We start from the raw sequence: 16,394 nt of genomic DNA on the forward strand, positions 1-16,394 counted from the left end.
AAATCCGGGGCTTTAGGCAACCCGTGACATGGCCTGAAAAGCCAGAAAATAAGCGGCTGCGCAAGAGTTTTAGAGCGAAATGCTGCCATCTTCTATTGCGCGACATAGCCTGTCCACAGCGTCGGCCAGCTTCTCATCGATCACATGCAGATACTCCGTCCAGTCATCGATATGATGCACATCCGCCTTGCCATCGGAGATTCCGCGCAGGCCGATCAACGCAACGTCGAACCGCTGGCAGGCGCGCAAGATTGCGAATGTCTCCATTTCCACCATGTCAGCATCCACCCCGTCATAGGCAGCACCGGACACAACATTGGCCCCGGTGGAAAGCCGCGCTTGCGCTACGCCGGGAATGCGCAACGGCAGTGGAATTTCGGCGGGCAGATCGAGAAATGGCGTGCAGCCCTTCTGAAAACCGAAGGCGGACGCATCCATATCGCGGTAGGAGACGGAGGTGGCCTGATAGACCTCCGCCTGCTCCAGCACACGAGATCCGGCAGAACCAAGCGAGATGACGAGATGGGGTAATTGACCGGCTGCGTGGAGTTCGCTCAGAACTGCGGTCAGCGATACCGCTGCCTCCACCGGGCCGACACCTGTCATCAGCGGCTTGAAACGCGCCTTCAGGTGCGGTCCATATTCTGCATCCGCTGCCATAACGAACAGCAGGCGCTTGCCCGCCACATCCAAGATCTCATAGCTCATTCGTCAAAACCTTCGCGGCCCTTCATCACCATCATCGTTCCCGTCATAGAGGCAATCAGCTTGGCCGGTCCATCGGACAATGCATAAGCACGGCCATCGGCGACGATGATGTTGCTGCCCGGCTTGGTGATTTCACCGCGAAACAGAAACCGCTCGCCGCGTCCCGGCGACATCAGGTTGACCTTGAACTCGATGGTCAGCAGCGAAGCGTCAGGCTCGATGATGGTATAGGCGGCATAGGTGCAGGCGGTGTCGAGCGCTGCGGCCATCACGCCCGCATGTAGAATGCCATGCTGCTGCGTCAGCTTGGGGTGAAACGGCAGTTCGATTTCCACCAGCCGGTGCTCGATGCGCGAAATCTCAGCGTTGATGGCCTGAACGACGCCCTGGCGTGCGAAGCTCTTTTCTATCCGCTGGCGAAAATCGCCGGGATCGGTGAAATCCATTCCCCTGCCTTTCCTGTTCTTTGAAAAGACATGGCGCGTTGATCACGACATGGCAAGGGGAGGTCGCGTGCTAATTCAGATAAACGATGCTGGCATTCAGCAGCGTGGCGAAGGCCACCCACGCCGCATAGGGCAAGAAAAGCCACATGGAAATCCGGTCGCGCGTTGATGTCATGATGATGAAGGCGATAACGCAGATCAGCATCGGCACGATAAGAATGAGTGCGCCGACGGGGCTTTGCATGGTGAAAAAAATCGGCGACCACATGAAGTTCAGCAGCATCTGGCTGCCCCACAGCTGCATGCGCCCGCCCATGCGGCTTTGCAGCCATGTGCGCGCACCGGCAATCGCGATCATGATGTAAAGCGCGGTCCAGACCGGCCCGAAAATCCAGTTGGGCGGGTTGAAGAACGGTTTGTTGAGCGATTGATACCATTCGCCCGGCACATTGTTCATGCCGATGAGAGCGCCGATGGTAACGACGGCGAGGATGAAAACGAGATAAACCAGCGCTTTTTTCATGTGACATGAAAGGCGCAGAAGATGCTTTGGTTCCAGCGCGATTTCAATAATTTAGCCGGCAAGCCTGACGATATGCTGGTCCCACGCCACAGCACTGGTTTTTGTGCCAAATTGGCCGTCATAGGAGGAGGTGACGATGCCTTTTGCAGCGGCGGCAACACCTGCTGCCTCGCTAAGAACCGTTTCACCAACGACGCTGCCAGTCTTCTCGTCTAGCGTCACGCTGGCATTGCCATTGGGCGATGTCAGGCCCACCACGCCATCCCGGCGGTTGATTGCAATGGCCCCGACATAATTGGCCAGCCGTGCGGTGGTTTCCTCCGGTAGATCGATGAAACGCAGATCGTCGCCTTTGGAAAAATGCCCCACCAGAGGCGGCAGGTCGTTGCGCGGCCCCTCATACTGGCAGGCAAACCAGATGCGCCCATCGCGGCCCAGATCGACGTGGCGGGTGGAAAGCTGGCGCAAATCTTTCGCAAGCCCATGCCGCTGGATCAGCCGTCCCGTCGCCGCATCCAGCAGCACCAGCGATGGCTCCATCGTGTCGATATTCAGTTTGGTGCGCCCGAAATCCGGGTGGGTCTCGATGCCGCCATTGGCGATGATGATCATCCGCCCGTCATCGCTGACAGTCATGTCGTGGGTGCCGATGCCGCGCGCATCATATTCGCCGATGCGCGTGAAGCCATCACGGGCATCGTAGAGGCCGATCACACCGCGATTGCGGTCGAAGTCGTTTTCGCTGGCGTAAAGGATCGAACCGTCAGGCGAAAACTGCCCATGACCGTAGAAATGGCGGTTCTCCGGCGTGTGCATGACGATGGGTTCACTACGTTTCGCCGGGTCGAACGCCATGAAGAAGGTGCCGGGTCTGCGCGCAAAGGCCACCGTAACCCCGGTGGCACGGCTGGTCGCCATGCCATGGGCGCGGGCAGGCAGAACCAGCCGATCGATGATCTCGCCCGCCTCGCTCACCGTCGCCACGCCATAAGCGCCATCACGGTCGCGAAAGGCCGAGGCGAAAACGGCATCCGTGCGCTCCAACGCATAAAGCGAACGAGGCGCAAGCGATGCCAGAAACGGCAATCCTGCCGCCTTGATAAAGGCGCGCCGGTCGATCAGCAGCCGTTTGTCGCGCGCCACCACTTAATCCCCATCCGCAAAGGAAAAGCCGGAGCTAAGGCCGATTGCGCCGCCATATTGGTCGTTGATGCGGTAGATCAGGTCCTTGCCGTTCAGCAGCAGGTAATCCACCTTGGCCCGCTCCTTGTCGGCATCAAGCGCCTTTTCGACATCGGGCTCGATGGTACCTGATACGCGGACCATGGATTTGGCGATGAAATCGATGGAGCCGATGATGGAGCGCTGGTCGGGCGGCAGAAGATCGCTCATACCGGCCTTGTGCAACAGGCCCTGCACGGCAGCGACATTGTCGCCAATGCTTGTCCATGTCAGGCCGGAGCGCCAGTAGATCGCGGTGCGCGGAAATTTGGCATTGTCCGGACCCTTGTAGAAGGTCTCGATGCGCTGGTCGCGAATGGCTTCGGAGCCATGCACCAAGATACCCAGCAGCGCCACAAGCGCCTCGCGCTCGTCACGAAACACCGGATTATCAGGCCCCGGTTCCTTCCAGTTCTTCGCGGTACCGTCAGGCGCGTCCCACAGAACGGATAGTTCTTTCCCGATATTGGCGACATTGCCCGCAATGGCCGCGCCGTAGCGGCAGCGGAAACCGTTTTTGTCAGCCAGAATCTCGTCCGCTCCGGTGCCATACAGCACATATTCCAGCGCGCCGAAGCCCTGCGCGGCAACGCTTTTCGCCGCTACGCCCTGCCGTGCCGTCACGCTCTCGTCTTTTTCCGAGAGGTAACGCTGCACTTGCTTGAGACCGAGACCCTTTTTGTCGGGATAGTAGAGCACCCGCTCGAACCGGTTCTGCTCGATGACAGGACCGACGCGGACGATTTCGATACCAGACCATGCGTGGGTCGCATCTGCAAAGCCCGCTTTCGCTGCCGCCATCGTGTCAGCGGAAGGGGCGGCACACAGCGCCTGCATCTTGCCCTCAAGCGCCTTGGCGCTATCGCGAAAACCGTCATAACCAGGGCGGATGAAGCCATCCACGGCCTTTGCCATGACGCTGCGCACCTTCACCGGGTCAAGCGGCGGTGGCGGCATCAGTTCCACATCCTGCGCCAGCGCCGTGCCAAAGCTCATCAGAAAGGCGAGCGGCAGAAGGGCATGAAATTTTCGCATCGCGTTTTCCATCACAGAGACTCCAGAAATGTCAGCAAAGCCTGCCGGTCAGACTTTTGCAAGGCAGCAAAAGCATCGCGCGCTTTTTGCGCCTCGCCGCCGTGCCATAAAATCGCTTCGCTCAGGCTGCGCGCCCGCCCGTCATGCAGGTAAAAGCCATTGCCATTGACGGCCTGCGTCAGCCCGATACCCCAGAGCGGCTGGGTGCGCCAGTCACGCCCGCCAGCCTCGCCCACCTGCTGCCCATCCGCCAGGCCTTCGCCCATGTCATGCAGCAGAAAATCGGAATAGGGCCAGATCAGTTGGAAGGAATGCAGCGGGTCGTTGGCATCACGCTTCGTCACGAATTTTGGCGTGTGACAGGATGCACATCCCGCCTCGTAGAACTGCTGCTTGCCGCGCAGAACGCGTGGGTCATCGACATTACGACGCGCCGGCACGGCCAGATTTTCGGTGTAGAAGGTCATCAGATCAAGAACAGGCGAAGGCGCTTCCACATCGCCCAGCCGCTTCTGCACACCGGTCGGCATGGAAAGACAGTCGGTTTCCTTGTCGGTGCAATCGCCAAAGGCGTTAGGCGCATCCGGTGAAGAAATGCCGATATCGTGGGACAGGGCGCTCGCCGCCTGATCCCGCACGCTGGCATTCTGCGCCTTCCAGCCGAACCGACCAAGCTTCAACGCTCCGCTGCGGTGGTCGCGCACCCATGCCGGTCTGCCGCCATCAGGCCTGGCATTGGCCAGAATATCCTCATCCGCAATGGCCTCGATGAGGCCTAGACCCAGCGTCGGCTGGGCGATGCGGGCAGACAGCGTCGTGTCATGCTCCAGCGGCCCATAACTCAGCCCGTCGACGCCATAGCTCGGCTTGCGCAGCGACACGGTCTCGCCATCGTCAAGCCTCACCGTCTGATCCTCATAGGAAACAGCAAGCCTGCCCTCCGCTTTAATGCCGGGCACGGCAAGGTTCTGAAGCTGCCTGCCATAGGTCGAATCGGGGAAGTTCAGCACATCATGTTCACCGATGGCCTTTGTTTCTTCCGGCGTGCGGGCAGGGCGGGCAAGACGCAGAAACATCGACACCGTATCCTCATTCCCCACTGGTGGTCGCCCGCGCCCATCCTTTATGTGGCAGGTCTGGCACGACCGCGCATTATAAAGCGGCCCCAGCCCGTCGGACGCCTGCGTGGAGGATGGCGAGGACACCCAAAGTTTCTGAAACAGTGCATTGCCCAGCTTGAAATCCTGGCCGCGCTCGAAGCTCATATTGGCGGATGGTTGCGAGAAGGGATCGCTTGTGGCCGTCGTGGTTGCCGCCCCGGCAGACATGGCCTCGAAGGGCTCCGGTTTCGAGAAATCCGCTGTGGGGCGCGTGATCCGGGTTACGCGCTTAAGGTCTGCGGTGGAAAGATCGTTGCGGGTGGTGGTTTCGGCTTCGGTGCCGCCCAATACGCTATAGTGCGCTTGGCTTACCCCCCTCTGTCCTGCCGGACATCTCCCCCACAGGTGGGGAGATCGACAAGTGGCGACCTCTTGCACATATTCAACGTTGCGGATGAAGCGGAGAGCGTGAGGCTGGCCGATCTCCCCCCTTGTGGGGGAGATGTCCGGCAGGACAGAGGGGGGTAAGCCAAGCGCACTGTCGTGGGTTATGGCAATACTGCTAGCTGCCAAGATAAACAGAAGACAGAAAAGGCGTAGCTGCCGCAAATGTCTCATGAAACCTTCACATCGGGTTTAGGGGAACGGTCGCGCCACTGCTATGCCAGTTCGGGACCGGAATGATGGAGGTGAACCGCGTTCGTCGCCAAATGATCCGCCTGCAAAACATCTGGCAGCAATAGACAGGCCGCATGTCACCACGCGGCCTGCAAAAAGCGTCTTACTTGAACACCGCGTTCGGGCTATCCAAACTGTCGGAACCTTCCAGCTGAATCTTGCCCAGATCGAGCGCGGCAATCACGCGTTCAATCGTCTTGGTCTGGTCCAGAAGCCCGTCAATCGCCGTCTGCACCACGGCATTGCCGTCCTTATTACCTTCGGCAATCATCTGGTCATAGGCCTCGACCGTCTGGCCGCGCTTTTCCATGGCGTGCATGGCGTCCAGTGTCTTGTTCAGCTTGGCCTTCATTTCCGCATCCAGCGTCTTGTCACTGGCAGCGACGAGTTCGGAGAGCGAAGGGCCGGTCAGCTTCTTGCCGTCTACCGTGGTGTATTCACCGCTATAGGCAGCGGCAATGCCGATGGCGTCGTTGAGGTGCGAGTTGTAGGTGTTGTCGGAGAAGCAATCATGCTCTTCTTCGGGATCGTGCAGCAGAAGGCCGAGCTTCATGCGCTCGCCTGCCAATTCGCCGTAGGACAAGGAGCCCATGCCGGTCAGAATGGCGGTCAGGCCCTTCTTCGGGTCGGCTTCCACTGTCTTTGCTGCTTCGCCATCCGGTGCCCAGTTGGCCACCATCTCTTTCAGGTCCGAAACCAGCAGCGTGGAAGCTGCCTTGAGGTAATCGGCGCGGCGGTCACAATTGCCGCCGGTGCAATTCTTGGTGTCATAGTCGGTGTAAGGACGGTTGCCCGCACCCGGTCCGGTGCCATTCAAATCCTGGCCCCACAGAAGAAACTCGATGGCATGGTAGCCGGTGGTCACGTTGGCTTCCACTTCGCCCGCTTCCGCAAGGCTCTGGATCAGTTCCGGCGTAATCTTGGAGGCATCCACCTCTTCGCCGCCGACCTTGATTTTCTTGTTGGCGATGATGTTGGCCGTGTAAAGCTCGTTCTCGTCGCTTTCTGTGCCGTAAGCGCTATCGACATAGTCGATCAGGCCTTCGTCCAGTGGCCATGCGTTGACCTTGCCTTCCCACTCATCAACGATCGGGTTGCCGAAGCGGTAGACTTCCGTCTGCTGGTAGGGAACGCGGGCCTTGATCCAGGCTTCGCGCGCCGCCTTCAGAGTGGCGTCGCTGGGCGTCGCGATCAGTGCGTCGATGGCCTTGTCAAGCGTTTCCGCTGTCGTCAGCGCATCCTGATATTTCGCATGGCCCAGTTCCGCATAATGCTTGACCACGGCTGCCGGGTCGGTCGCAGCGCGGACGGGAAGTGCGGTGAGGGTCACGGATGTGGCCAGAAGCGCAAGACTTGCGCCTAAAACGGTTTTGCGGAACATGATCTCTCCTTGGGCTCTCTCGTAACGAGGCCGTGAAGGCGAGTTCTGAACCAATCACAAACTTGTGTCAAATATTCTAGTTTAGAAGCTTTCCAAGCGAACTGCCGGATTTTGATCTTCGTCAAATCCGGCGTTTCACAGCGGTTGCAGCATTCTTTAGAATATTGGAATTTGTCGGCCGTTTTAAGCGTTCCGCTTCATGGCGCAGAAGAAGAAACCATCCGTATCCGTCGTGGCAGGAGTCAGCGTTATGGTCTCGCCATCGGCGGAATGCGGCTTGACGGTTTCCGCCCCGAAGATGCCTGTCCAGCGCTCCAGCGCCGGACGAATGGAAAATTCCGGGTTCTCGGCGCAGAAACGGCGCACCTGACGCTCGTTTTCTTCCGGCAGAACCGAACAGGTCACATAGAGCAACTCGCCGCCGGGGCGAACGAAGGTCTTGGCCTGATCCAGCGCCTGACCCTGCTGTTCGACGCGCTCTTCCAGATTGCGCTGCGTCAGCCGCCACTTGGTGTCGGGACGGCGGCGCCATGTGCCGGTGCCGGTGCAGGGGGCGTCCACCAGCACGCGGTCGAATTTGCCGGCATAACGCTCCAGCCCTTCGGCGCGGTCATGCACCTGCACATTGCGTGTACCAGCGCGCTTCAGCCGCTCGATGATCGGTGCCAGCCGCTTGCGGTCGGCGTCGAAGGCATGAACCTGACCTTTGTTGTTCATGGTCGCAGCCATGGCCAGCGTCTTGCCGCCGCCGCCTGCGCAATAATCGAGGATTTGTTCGCCTTCCTGCGCCCCGGCCAGATCGGCAACGATCTGCGATCCCTCGTCCTGCACCTCGAACCAGCCCTTCTGGAAGGACAGTTCGGCGGTAACATTGGGCAGGCGTGACGGGCCTTCGCCAGCGGCGATCCGCACGCCCTGGCGGGCAATGCGTGTGGCCTCCGCCTTTGCATCTTCCAATGCCTTGATGACCTTGGTGCGGGAAGCCTTCAGCGTATTGGCACGAAGATCCAGCGTCGGGCGCTCATTCAGTGCCTTGGCCTGAAGCAGCCAGTCGTCGCCGAATGTGGCCTCAAAGGAGGCCTGCACCCAGTCGGGAATGTCGCCCTGTATATGAGAAGGTGCGTCTGAAAGCGCACGCGAGGCAAATGCTGATAGAGCCGCCTCGGACAAGGGTTCCGGCGCGAACTTGTCGCCATCGAATTCGGCGCTCAGCTGTTCGGCGGATTTGCCCCATTGGCGCAGCATCACGGCATAACCCAGCGCGGTCGCGCTTTCGTCGTCCATCAGCCATGCGTGGGAAAGTTTCATGCGCAGGGCATCGTAAACGATGTTGCCGATGGCGGCCCTGTCGCCGGAACCAGCGAAACGATGCGCCAGTCCCCAGTCCTTCAGTGCGTCGGCAACGGGACGTCTGCGCGCCTCGATATCCGCCAACACTTCGATAGCCCCGGCCAAACGCCCGCCCAAACGCATTTTCTACCTCATTCACAATGTGTCCGGGTTGGTAGACGCGAATGGTGGCGAGGGCAAGCCTTCACCAAGAATTCCCTAAAAAACGCTTGGAGCCTGTTAGTTGGATGCAAGCACTTCGTAGCAGACCTTGGCCGTGCCGGAGCTGACCATGCCAATGTTCTTGGCCGCTGCCTTGGAGAGATCGAGAACGCGTCCCTTGATGAACGGGCCACGGTCGTTGATGCGAACGACGACGGCCTTGCCGTTGCGTGCATTGGTGACCTTCACCTTGGTGCCAAAGCGCAAGGAGCGATGAGCAGCGGTGAGGTTGGAAGGATTCATGCGCTCGCCCGAAGCAGTCTTGGAGTTCAGTGCATACCAGGATGCGCCTCCGCAGCCGGTGCCGGCATTTGCCTGAAGTGGAGCGATGATGGAACAGACGGCTATAGTTGCAGCCGCAAAAGTCATGCGTCGGATATTCGTCAAACTGTGCTTCCCTGATACTCGGCCCCGCGCCGATGAACTTAGGCGAATTGAACTGAGGTGAGTGTAGGGCGAGGGAAAAATGGCAAAAAATGGCCGAGGGCTAATCACGAAGTATTACAGTCTGTAACATTCGTGATGATGAGTCGTGAAGCGGTAATTAGATAGCCTTCGATGCTTTCAGGAAAAATTTATTTAGAATCAACAATAAGGAAGAAATTCATTGCAACTTCACGCCGTCGTGAATCAGATCACGAATTCATGGTGAAATATTTTTCCAAAGCATGAAAATTTTAGCCAAATTTGCGCATTAACAAAACCTTAAAAGGCCAAAATGCGATTAAAACCTTCCTCAAAACTGCCTTTGGAAGGATTTTTCATCGCAATGAAGATGAACATTCATTCATCTCGCCATACTTCGTCCTGCCAGAGCTGCCGCAGCGATTGGCGGTAATCGGGATAGGCAAAGTGGAAACCAAGCTCCGTCAGCTTGCGGTTGGAGACGCGTTTGTTCTCACCATAGAAGGAGCGCGCCATGTTGCTCAGCTCAGCGGTCTCGAAGGATTGCTCCTCCGGCGGCTCCACACCCATAAGGTCTGCTGCAAATGTCACCACATCCTGCGGCGGTGCGGGTTCGTCATCAGTAACGTTGAAAATGCCGGACGCGTTTTTCTCGATCAAAAAGGCTGTCGCAGCCCCGATGTCTTCGACGCGGATCCGGTTGAACACCTGATCTTTCTTGACCAGCCGCCGCGCCGTGCCCTTGTCCAGATTGACGAGACCGTTGCGCCCCGGCCCGTAAATGCCGGACAGACGCAGCACGCAGAGCGCCACACCAGCCTCTGTCGCCGCCGTCTCCCAGGCCTCTTCTGCCGCCACGCGTTCTTTGGAACGCACGGAAACCGGACGGCAGGGCGTGTCTTCATCCACCCAGTCGCCATCATGGTTGCCGTAAACGCCGACCGTAGAGAGATAGGCGGCCCATTGCAGTTGCGGCATCAGACTTTTGAGATCGCCATCACACAGCCGCAGCAGGGGATCGCCGGATGCGCCGGGCGCGATGGACTGCACAAGATGGGTCACGCCGCGCAGCTCGCTGCGCAAATCCTCATTCAATGTCTCGCCATCAAAGATGAAGGGTGCAATCGCCAGACATTGTAGTGTGGAGATATTGTCTTCACCGCGTGTGGTCCCGGCAATCCGGTCCATCTTGCTTTGAAGCGCTCTGGCGATGGCCTTGCCGGAATATCCGGCACCGAAAATCATCAGATGCGACATCTACTCTCCTGCCATACGCCACTCGTCCAGCACGTCCGAATCGTCTTCGGTCTTGCGGGTGGCAGCGTAGGCATGGAAGCTCTGCCTGTCCATCAGTCTTGAAAGCGCCCACACCGCCATGCCGCGAACCTCGGGCGACACATCCTGCGCAAGTAGCTGACACTGCTGAATGAATTTCACGTCACCGGAGTTTCCCGCCGCAATCAGAACATTGCGCACGAAGCGGTTTCGACCGATCCGCTTGACCGGCGATCCACTGAAAAAGGCGCGAAAACCCGCATCATCCAGCGTCAGCAGAAAGGCGATTTCCGGCTCTTTCAGTTCCTCGCGCGCCTGCAATTTCATCTCCGACGCACTGGCCGCAAACTTGTTCCACGGGCAGGCGGCAAGGCAATCGTCACAGCCATAGATGCGGTTGCCGATCATCGGGCGGAATTCGGACGGGATTGGTCCCTTATGCTCGATAGTCAGATAGGAAATGCAGCGGCGCGCATCCAGCTTGTAGGGCGCAGGGAAGGCCGCGGTCGGGCAGGCATCCAGACAGGCGCGGCAGGAACCGCAATGGTCGCGCTCCGCCTCATCCAGACAGAGCTCGGCGGTGGTGAACATGCTGCCTAAGAACAGCCAGGAGCCATGGCTGCGGCTGACCAGATTGGTGTGCTTGCCCTGCCAGCCAAGACCGGCAGCTTCAGCCAGCGGCTTTTCCATCACCGGCGCGGTATCGACAAAGACCTTCACGTCTTCACCTGCACGCGCCGCAAAGCGGGTGGCGATCTCCTTCAGTCGTCCTTTAATGACGTCATGATAATCGCGGTTGCGCGCATAGACGGAGATTGCGGCCTTGTCGGGCTTGGAGAGAATACCGCGCGGGTCTTCATCGGGGCCGTAGTTCAGGCCGAACATCACCACGGAGCGCACGTCGCCCCACAGCGTCTTCGGGCTGGCCCGGCGATCCTGCGTTTCCTCCATCCAGCCCATGGTGCCATGATAGCCATGGCTCAGAAATTCCCGCAGCCTTTCGGGCGCCAGCGGAATACTATCGGGGGAGGTGATACGACAGAGATCGAAGCCGAGCGTGGCCGCTTCCGCGCGAACGAAATCCGTCAGCTTGGCGGCGCGAGCCTGTTGCTTCTGCAATGCCGTATCGATGGCGTGTCTCCCGATGAGAACGGCAGAAAGCCTGCCATTAGCATCACTATATATAAAGCCAGTGTCTCAGGCTTAAAAATCCAGATCCGCGTAATGGGAGGAGGGCGCAAGGCGCGGCACGCGCTCGGCCAGAAGCGGGCGGAAGGAGGGGCGGGATTTGACGCGCTGATACCATTCCTTGGCAATCGGCGCTTCCAGCCATTTAATTTCGCCGAGATAGTCGAGAATGGAAACGGAAGCGGCCGCGGCAAGGTCGGCATAGCTCAGGCGATCGCCCGCAAGCCATGTGCGCGAACCGGCCAGCCATTCCAGGTATTTCATGTGCTGGTGAACATTGGAGCGCGCGGTGCGCAGCAGCTTGCTGTCTGGCGGGCCGCCACCCTGCGCGGTGGACATTTGCAGCTTATAGGCGCGTTCGCGCACCAGCGGGCGGGTCACGTCGGTTTCCATCTTTTGCAGGAACCATTCCGTCAGACGGCGGATTTCCGCGCGCTGGAACGGGTCTTCGGCCAGAAGGCGCCTGTCGCGTTTCAGCACACCATGGGTCTCGTCCAGAAATTCAGCCAGAACATAGGGACCGCAGAGCGAACGCATATTGTCGTCGAGATAGACCGGCAGCGTGCCGGCGGGATTGAGTGCCAAAAATTCGCGCCGCTTCTCCCAGGGCTGTTCTTCGACCAGATCCGCCTGAAAGCCGTATTCGGCCAGAATCAGCCGGACGAATCGGGAAGCCGTCGACATGGGAGAATGAAACAGAGTTGGCATCGGCACTCGAATTTTGAATTAGGAGAAGGATGTATGATGATCGCCAGAAGGCAGAAAGCTGCGGCTGTGCAGAAACTATAAGTTCAGCTTTTTTAAGACAGACTTAAAATTTGACGGGTTGTTGAGCCGTTTATTGCTGAGCGAGCCTTCTTCGCCCATGAAAAAAGCGCCGTCGATAGACCGATGGCGCTTTTTGAAAGATCCTGCATCAAGCGCATGGCTCGATGTGATCAGTTTGCCGAGATGGAACTCGTAGCGCATGGATCGACGCCGTATGCGGGCGAGCAGCCGGTCTTGCCAGCTGCGACCGTACCCGGTGCCATGAACGAACCTGCCAGAACAACCAAAGCCGCACACGCAAAAAAGAGTGCGATAGACCTGCCCATTTTATACTTGCCTTTCAGACGATTAACGAAACGGTCCAAGCCGCTGCGCTATGATTGTTAGGTTCCGGATGTGTGTTGGATGTGGCGTTTATCAATAAAGCAGCTTGCTGAACACCGGGTTAATGCGAACTCTTGTCCACAGTTGCGCTTGTGCCACGCTTGCGATGCTGAAGTGCTGTTTGCATGATGTGCCCCCACATAATGAAAAGGGCAGCGAACACATTCGCCGCCCGTCGGGAGCATAACTCACCACTTTGAATTTGGTTGCATGCTTATTTTAAAAGCATTTCGAGAAAAGCGAGATGCCGCTTTTCCCTCAGCAAATGCGATAAAGTTTAAGCTGCCTTGCCCGCATTGCTGAACTGGCCATTGGTGCGGTAGCTGACCATATAGGACGGCAGAACCGAAGCAACGCGGACCGGCGTGATACCGATGCCATCGAGCGTCAACCCGGCCTTTTCGGCATCAGGCGAAACCACATTGTCGGTTCTCAGCATGGTGACCTGATCGGCGGTCAGCGGCGGCGTGATCAGCGGCACCAGAGAGGCGATCTTGCCCATCAGCGATGCGATGCCAAAAGGCACGCTGACCAGCGGGCGCTGGCGATAGGTGGCGGCGAGAACCGCCTCGAGACAGTCACGGAACGTCATCACGTCCTGACCACCCAGCTCGTAGGTCGTGCCGCTCTTCAATGCGCCATCGACGCTGCGGGCAACAACTTCAGCCACATCTTCCACATAGACGGGCTGGAACCTGGTGTGACCGCCACCGATCAGCGGTAGGAAGGGCAGGCGCTGTGCCATGCCGGCAAATTTGTTGAAGAAATCATCTTCCGGTCCGAAAACGATCGAAGGGCGCAGGATGACGGCATCTGGCAGAACCGAGCGGATGGCCGCTTCAGCGCGACCCTTGGTGCGGGCATAGCCTACAGAAGAGTTCGCATCGGCGCCAATAGCGGAAATATGCGTCAAAGTCGCACCGGCATTCTTGGCGGCTTCAGCCACGGCGCGCGCACCGAATTCCTGCACGGCGTCAAAGGTGTTGCGACCGCTTTCGAACAGAATGCCGACGCAGTTCACCACATGGTCAGCATCCGCCACGGCCTTGTTGACCGAGTCCTTGTAGCGCAGGTTAGCCTGAGCAAAGGAGATCTGCCCGACATTGCCCAGAGGCTGCAAAAAGCCTGCCAGATCAGGGCGACGAACGGCAACGCGAATGCGGTAACCGCGCTTCGCGAGCGTCCGCACCACATGCCGTCCGACGAAGCCCGAACCGCCAAAAACGGTGACGAGAGGGGGAAGGTTGGCCAATGGCATGGGAGGCTCCTGCGAAGCGTTGATATAGCGTTTCCGTCTCTTAGCTTAAAGCCGGGACAACGGGAAGAGAGAACAGCATCCGCCAACCACCAGAATGAACGGATGCTTGACGATGATCAAAGGCCGTCCATGATCATCAGTTCGGAGTCGGCCACTTCCTTGCGGATTTTCAGTGCCAGCTGGTATTCATCCGAGTTGTAGCAATCCAGAGCATGTTGCATTGATGGAAATTCGATGACGACATTGCGCGCCCGGCCCTTGCCCTCAAGCTGCGTTACGGAACCGCCGCGGGCGAGAAAATTCGCGCCGTACCGTTCAAAAGCCGGTGTCGCCGTGGAGATATAGTCCTTGTAACGCTCTGCGTCGCGCACATCCACCTGTGCAATCCAGTAACCCTTGGCCATGATGTTTTCCTCTCAGATTGCTTTTGACATTTCATCCAGAATGGCGCGCGCAGCAGCCTTCGGATCGGCAGCTTTTACGATGGGACGACCTACGACCAGATGGCTGGAACCGGCCTTGATGGCATCGAATGGCGTTACCACCCGCTTCTGGTCGCCCGCCTCGCCGCCGATGGGGCGAATGCCGGGGGTCACGACTGCCATGTCCGCTCCGACGATCTCACGCACCGCCGCAGATTCCTCCGCCGAACAGACGATGCCGCCCATGCCTGCATCCCGCGCCTGAGCAGCTCGCTTCAGCACCAGCGAGCGTGCGTCGCCCTGATATCCGGCTTCCATCAGATCGGCGTCATCCATGGAGGTCAAAACCGTCACGCCCAGCAGCGTCAGGCCGGAACCTTCCGCCGCCTTGACCGCCGCCCGCATCGCTTTGGGGTAGGCGTGCAGCGTCAGCATCGACATGCCCATCTTGGCGATGTTTTCGACGCCCGATGCCACGGTGTTGTCGATATCGAGAAGCTTCATGTCGAGGAAGATTTTCTTGCCGCTGGCGGCCAGCTCCTTGGCAAATTCCAGCCCACCGGCAAAGGCCAGCTGGTGGCCTATCTTGTAGAACAGAACATCGTCGCCCAATGCGTTGACGATGCTCTCGGCCTGCGCCACGGTTGGAAGGTCCAGCCCGACAATCAAGCGCTCGCGTGCGGTCATAGTGTCATCCCCTGCCACGTTTCCATTGCCGTCCAGTCGCATGTGATGCGCCTGTCTGCAAGGGAAAAACAGTAGAGGTTGCCACCGCCGGGCGGCTGGTCTTCCCGTCGCGTGATGAGGTTGTGGGCCAAGTGGCATTTCAGCAATGTGCCAACGGCACCATGGCCGATAAAGGCAATCGGTTTCGCCGGATCGTGGCTGGCAAGGATAGCTTCTATGGCGTCAACGATACGTGTCTGCGCATCCGCCGCCGTCTCCCAACCCTTGTAGCTGGCATGAGGGTGGGCAAAGAACCAGTCGGCGGCGCGTTCGAACTGTTCCGGCGGCAGAAAGCCTGTCGCGCTGCGGTCATTCTCATGCATGTCCGCTGCGGTTTCCGGTGTTGTGCCGCTGGCGCGGGCAAGAATCCGCGCCGTTTCGATGGCCTTGTTTTCTTTGCTGGAAACAATACGTCGCAGGCCTTTGGCCCAAGGCAGCAGGCTCGCCTTGCGGGCCCGCTCTATGCCGATATCGGACAATCCCCAGTCGGGAACCGCCACCGTCGCATCGATCCGCACCTGCGGATGGGTGATGTAAAGCGCATACATGTGCGCAAGCCTAGCTCAGGCGCGTGTATAGGTCCACAGCTGCGCTGGCGGAATGTTGCGCACCACGAAGTCGAAATGGCGGATGTGGTAGAGATGCGGCTGGGCCACGATGGGCGATACCGGACCGTAGGAAATCTGTACCACCGGACGCCCATGCGGCACGCGCTTCAACAGCTCGTCCAGCAGCTTGATGCGCGCTGCCATCGGGAAATTCAGCATCGGCACGGCTGAGATCACGCAGTCGAACATCTGGTCCTTCTGCTCGCCCAATGTCGTATCCAGATCGAAGGCATCGCCATTGATGAAGTTGACGCCGGGATAGCTGCGCAGAAGCTGCTGATAGAAGTCGGTGGAATATTCGATGGCGGTGATCTGCTCCGGCTTCAGGCCGCGACCCAGAATAGCCTTGGTGATGCAGCCGGTGCCCGGCCCCAGTTCCAGAACGGACAGGCCGGATTGAGGAGTGATGACACTGGCCATGCGCCGCGCGGTGATGCCGGATGTCGGAACGATGGCCCCCACCTTCTTGGGCTGGTTCACCATGCCCTTGAAGAAACGGATTTCCTCTTCGAATTTTCTGCCGAAGCGTTCTTTCAAGCTCAGTCCCATCCGCGTCCCCTCTGTTCACGTCGAAACAACATTTGTTGAAACTATGGCGATATGTTGTCTCGTCCTGTCGTAAAGGCAATGAAAAATGTCGCAACTGGAAAATCTTAACAAACTGTAAAAAATCCGCAAACAAAAATGCCGGTGAGGACGTCACCGGCATTTTGCATG

General features: G+C 58.6%; 18 protein-coding genes. All 18 read right to left on the minus strand.

Going from position 1 to position 16,394, the window contains the following annotated elements:
- Positions 1-69: 69 nt before the first annotated feature.
- Positions 70-708, minus strand: coding sequence for a 5'-methylthioadenosine/S-adenosylhomocysteine nucleosidase (locus tag ABUK73_RS07835; RefSeq protein WP_353576794.1), 639 nt, complete (start codon positions 706-708; stop codon positions 70-72).
- Positions 705-1,154 carry a PaaI family thioesterase gene (locus tag ABUK73_RS07840; RefSeq protein WP_353576795.1) on the minus strand — a complete coding sequence of 150 codons (450 nt, stop codon included), beginning with the start codon at positions 1,152-1,154 and terminating at the stop codon, positions 705-707. Before ABUK73_RS07840 ends, ABUK73_RS07835 begins: the two co-directional genes overlap by 4 nt.
- 70 nt (positions 1,155-1,224) lie before the next feature.
- Positions 1,225-1,677: a TspO/MBR family protein gene (locus ABUK73_RS07845; RefSeq protein WP_353576796.1), complete on the minus strand. Its 453-nt coding sequence runs from the start codon at positions 1,675-1,677 to the stop codon at positions 1,225-1,227.
- A gap of 51 nt (positions 1,678-1,728) precedes the next feature.
- On the minus strand, positions 1,729-2,820 hold the full coding sequence (locus tag ABUK73_RS07850) for a DUF1513 domain-containing protein (protein ID WP_454892339.1): 1,092 nt from the start codon (positions 2,818-2,820) through the stop codon (positions 1,729-1,731).
- Positions 2,821-2,823: 3 nt separating this feature from the next.
- Complete coding sequence (locus tag ABUK73_RS07855; RefSeq protein ID WP_353576798.1) at positions 2,824-3,945, minus strand: imelysin family protein; 1,122 nt, start codon at positions 3,943-3,945, stop codon at positions 2,824-2,826.
- The gene (locus ABUK73_RS07860) at positions 3,945-5,381 is read right to left on the minus strand and encodes a di-heme oxidoreductase family protein (protein WP_353576799.1); all 1,437 of its coding nucleotides are present in this window, start codon (positions 5,379-5,381) and stop codon (positions 3,945-3,947) included. Before ABUK73_RS07860 ends, ABUK73_RS07855 begins: the two co-directional genes overlap by 1 nt.
- A gap of 433 nt (positions 5,382-5,814) precedes the next feature.
- Positions 5,815-7,092, minus strand: coding sequence for an imelysin family protein (locus ABUK73_RS07865; protein ID WP_353576800.1), 1,278 nt, complete (start codon positions 7,090-7,092; stop codon positions 5,815-5,817).
- 183 nt (positions 7,093-7,275) lie between these two features.
- Entirely contained in the window at positions 7,276-8,565 is a 1,290-nt protein-coding gene (locus tag ABUK73_RS07870; RefSeq protein WP_353576801.1) for an RsmB/NOP family class I SAM-dependent RNA methyltransferase, read from the minus strand.
- Positions 8,566-8,661: 96 nt separating this feature from the next.
- On the minus strand, positions 8,662-9,030 hold the full coding sequence (locus ABUK73_RS07875; RefSeq protein ID WP_113086387.1) for a septal ring lytic transglycosylase RlpA family protein: 369 nt from the start codon (positions 9,028-9,030) through the stop codon (positions 8,662-8,664).
- Positions 9,031-9,426: 396 nt separating this feature from the next.
- The gene (locus tag ABUK73_RS07880; RefSeq protein ID WP_353576802.1) at positions 9,427-10,305 is read right to left on the minus strand and encodes an SDR family NAD(P)-dependent oxidoreductase; all 879 of its coding nucleotides are present in this window, start codon (positions 10,303-10,305) and stop codon (positions 9,427-9,429) included.
- Positions 10,306-11,442 carry a tRNA epoxyqueuosine(34) reductase QueG gene (gene queG, locus ABUK73_RS07885; RefSeq protein ID WP_353576803.1) on the minus strand — a complete coding sequence of 379 codons (1,137 nt, stop codon included), beginning with the start codon at positions 11,440-11,442 and terminating at the stop codon, positions 10,306-10,308.
- An 84-nt stretch (positions 11,443-11,526) separates the two neighbouring features.
- Positions 11,527-12,219: a glutathione S-transferase family protein gene (locus tag ABUK73_RS07890; RefSeq protein WP_113086389.1), complete on the minus strand. Its 693-nt coding sequence runs from the start codon at positions 12,217-12,219 to the stop codon at positions 11,527-11,529.
- A 75-nt stretch (positions 12,220-12,294) separates the two neighbouring features.
- Positions 12,295-12,480: a hypothetical protein gene (locus ABUK73_RS07895; protein WP_353577018.1), complete on the minus strand. Its 186-nt coding sequence runs from the start codon at positions 12,478-12,480 to the stop codon at positions 12,295-12,297.
- Positions 12,481-12,940: 460 nt separating this feature from the next.
- Entirely contained in the window at positions 12,941-13,921 is a 981-nt protein-coding gene (locus tag ABUK73_RS07900) for a complex I NDUFA9 subunit family protein (protein ID WP_353576804.1), read from the minus strand.
- 116 nt (positions 13,922-14,037) lie between these two features.
- Complete coding sequence (locus ABUK73_RS07905) at positions 14,038-14,325, minus strand: DUF1330 domain-containing protein (protein WP_353576805.1); 288 nt, start codon at positions 14,323-14,325, stop codon at positions 14,038-14,040.
- 12 nt (positions 14,326-14,337) lie between these two features.
- On the minus strand, positions 14,338-15,030 hold the full coding sequence (gene pyrF, locus ABUK73_RS07910) for an orotidine-5'-phosphate decarboxylase (protein WP_353576806.1): 693 nt from the start codon (positions 15,028-15,030) through the stop codon (positions 14,338-14,340).
- Positions 15,027-15,617: a histidine phosphatase family protein gene (locus ABUK73_RS07915; RefSeq protein ID WP_353576807.1), complete on the minus strand. Its 591-nt coding sequence runs from the start codon at positions 15,615-15,617 to the stop codon at positions 15,027-15,029. The genes pyrF and ABUK73_RS07915 overlap by 4 nt, the downstream gene beginning before the upstream one ends.
- A gap of 15 nt (positions 15,618-15,632) precedes the next feature.
- A complete protein-coding gene (pmtA, locus tag ABUK73_RS07920; RefSeq protein WP_353576808.1) occupies positions 15,633-16,226 on the minus strand; it encodes a phospholipid N-methyltransferase PmtA in 594 nt (197 codons plus the stop codon).
- Positions 16,227-16,394: the final 168 nt, after the last annotated feature.

Origin of the sequence: Agrobacterium vacciniicorymbosi (assembly GCF_040427045.1) — a bacterium.
Lineage (GTDB): Bacteria > Pseudomonadota > Alphaproteobacteria > Rhizobiales > Rhizobiaceae > Agrobacterium.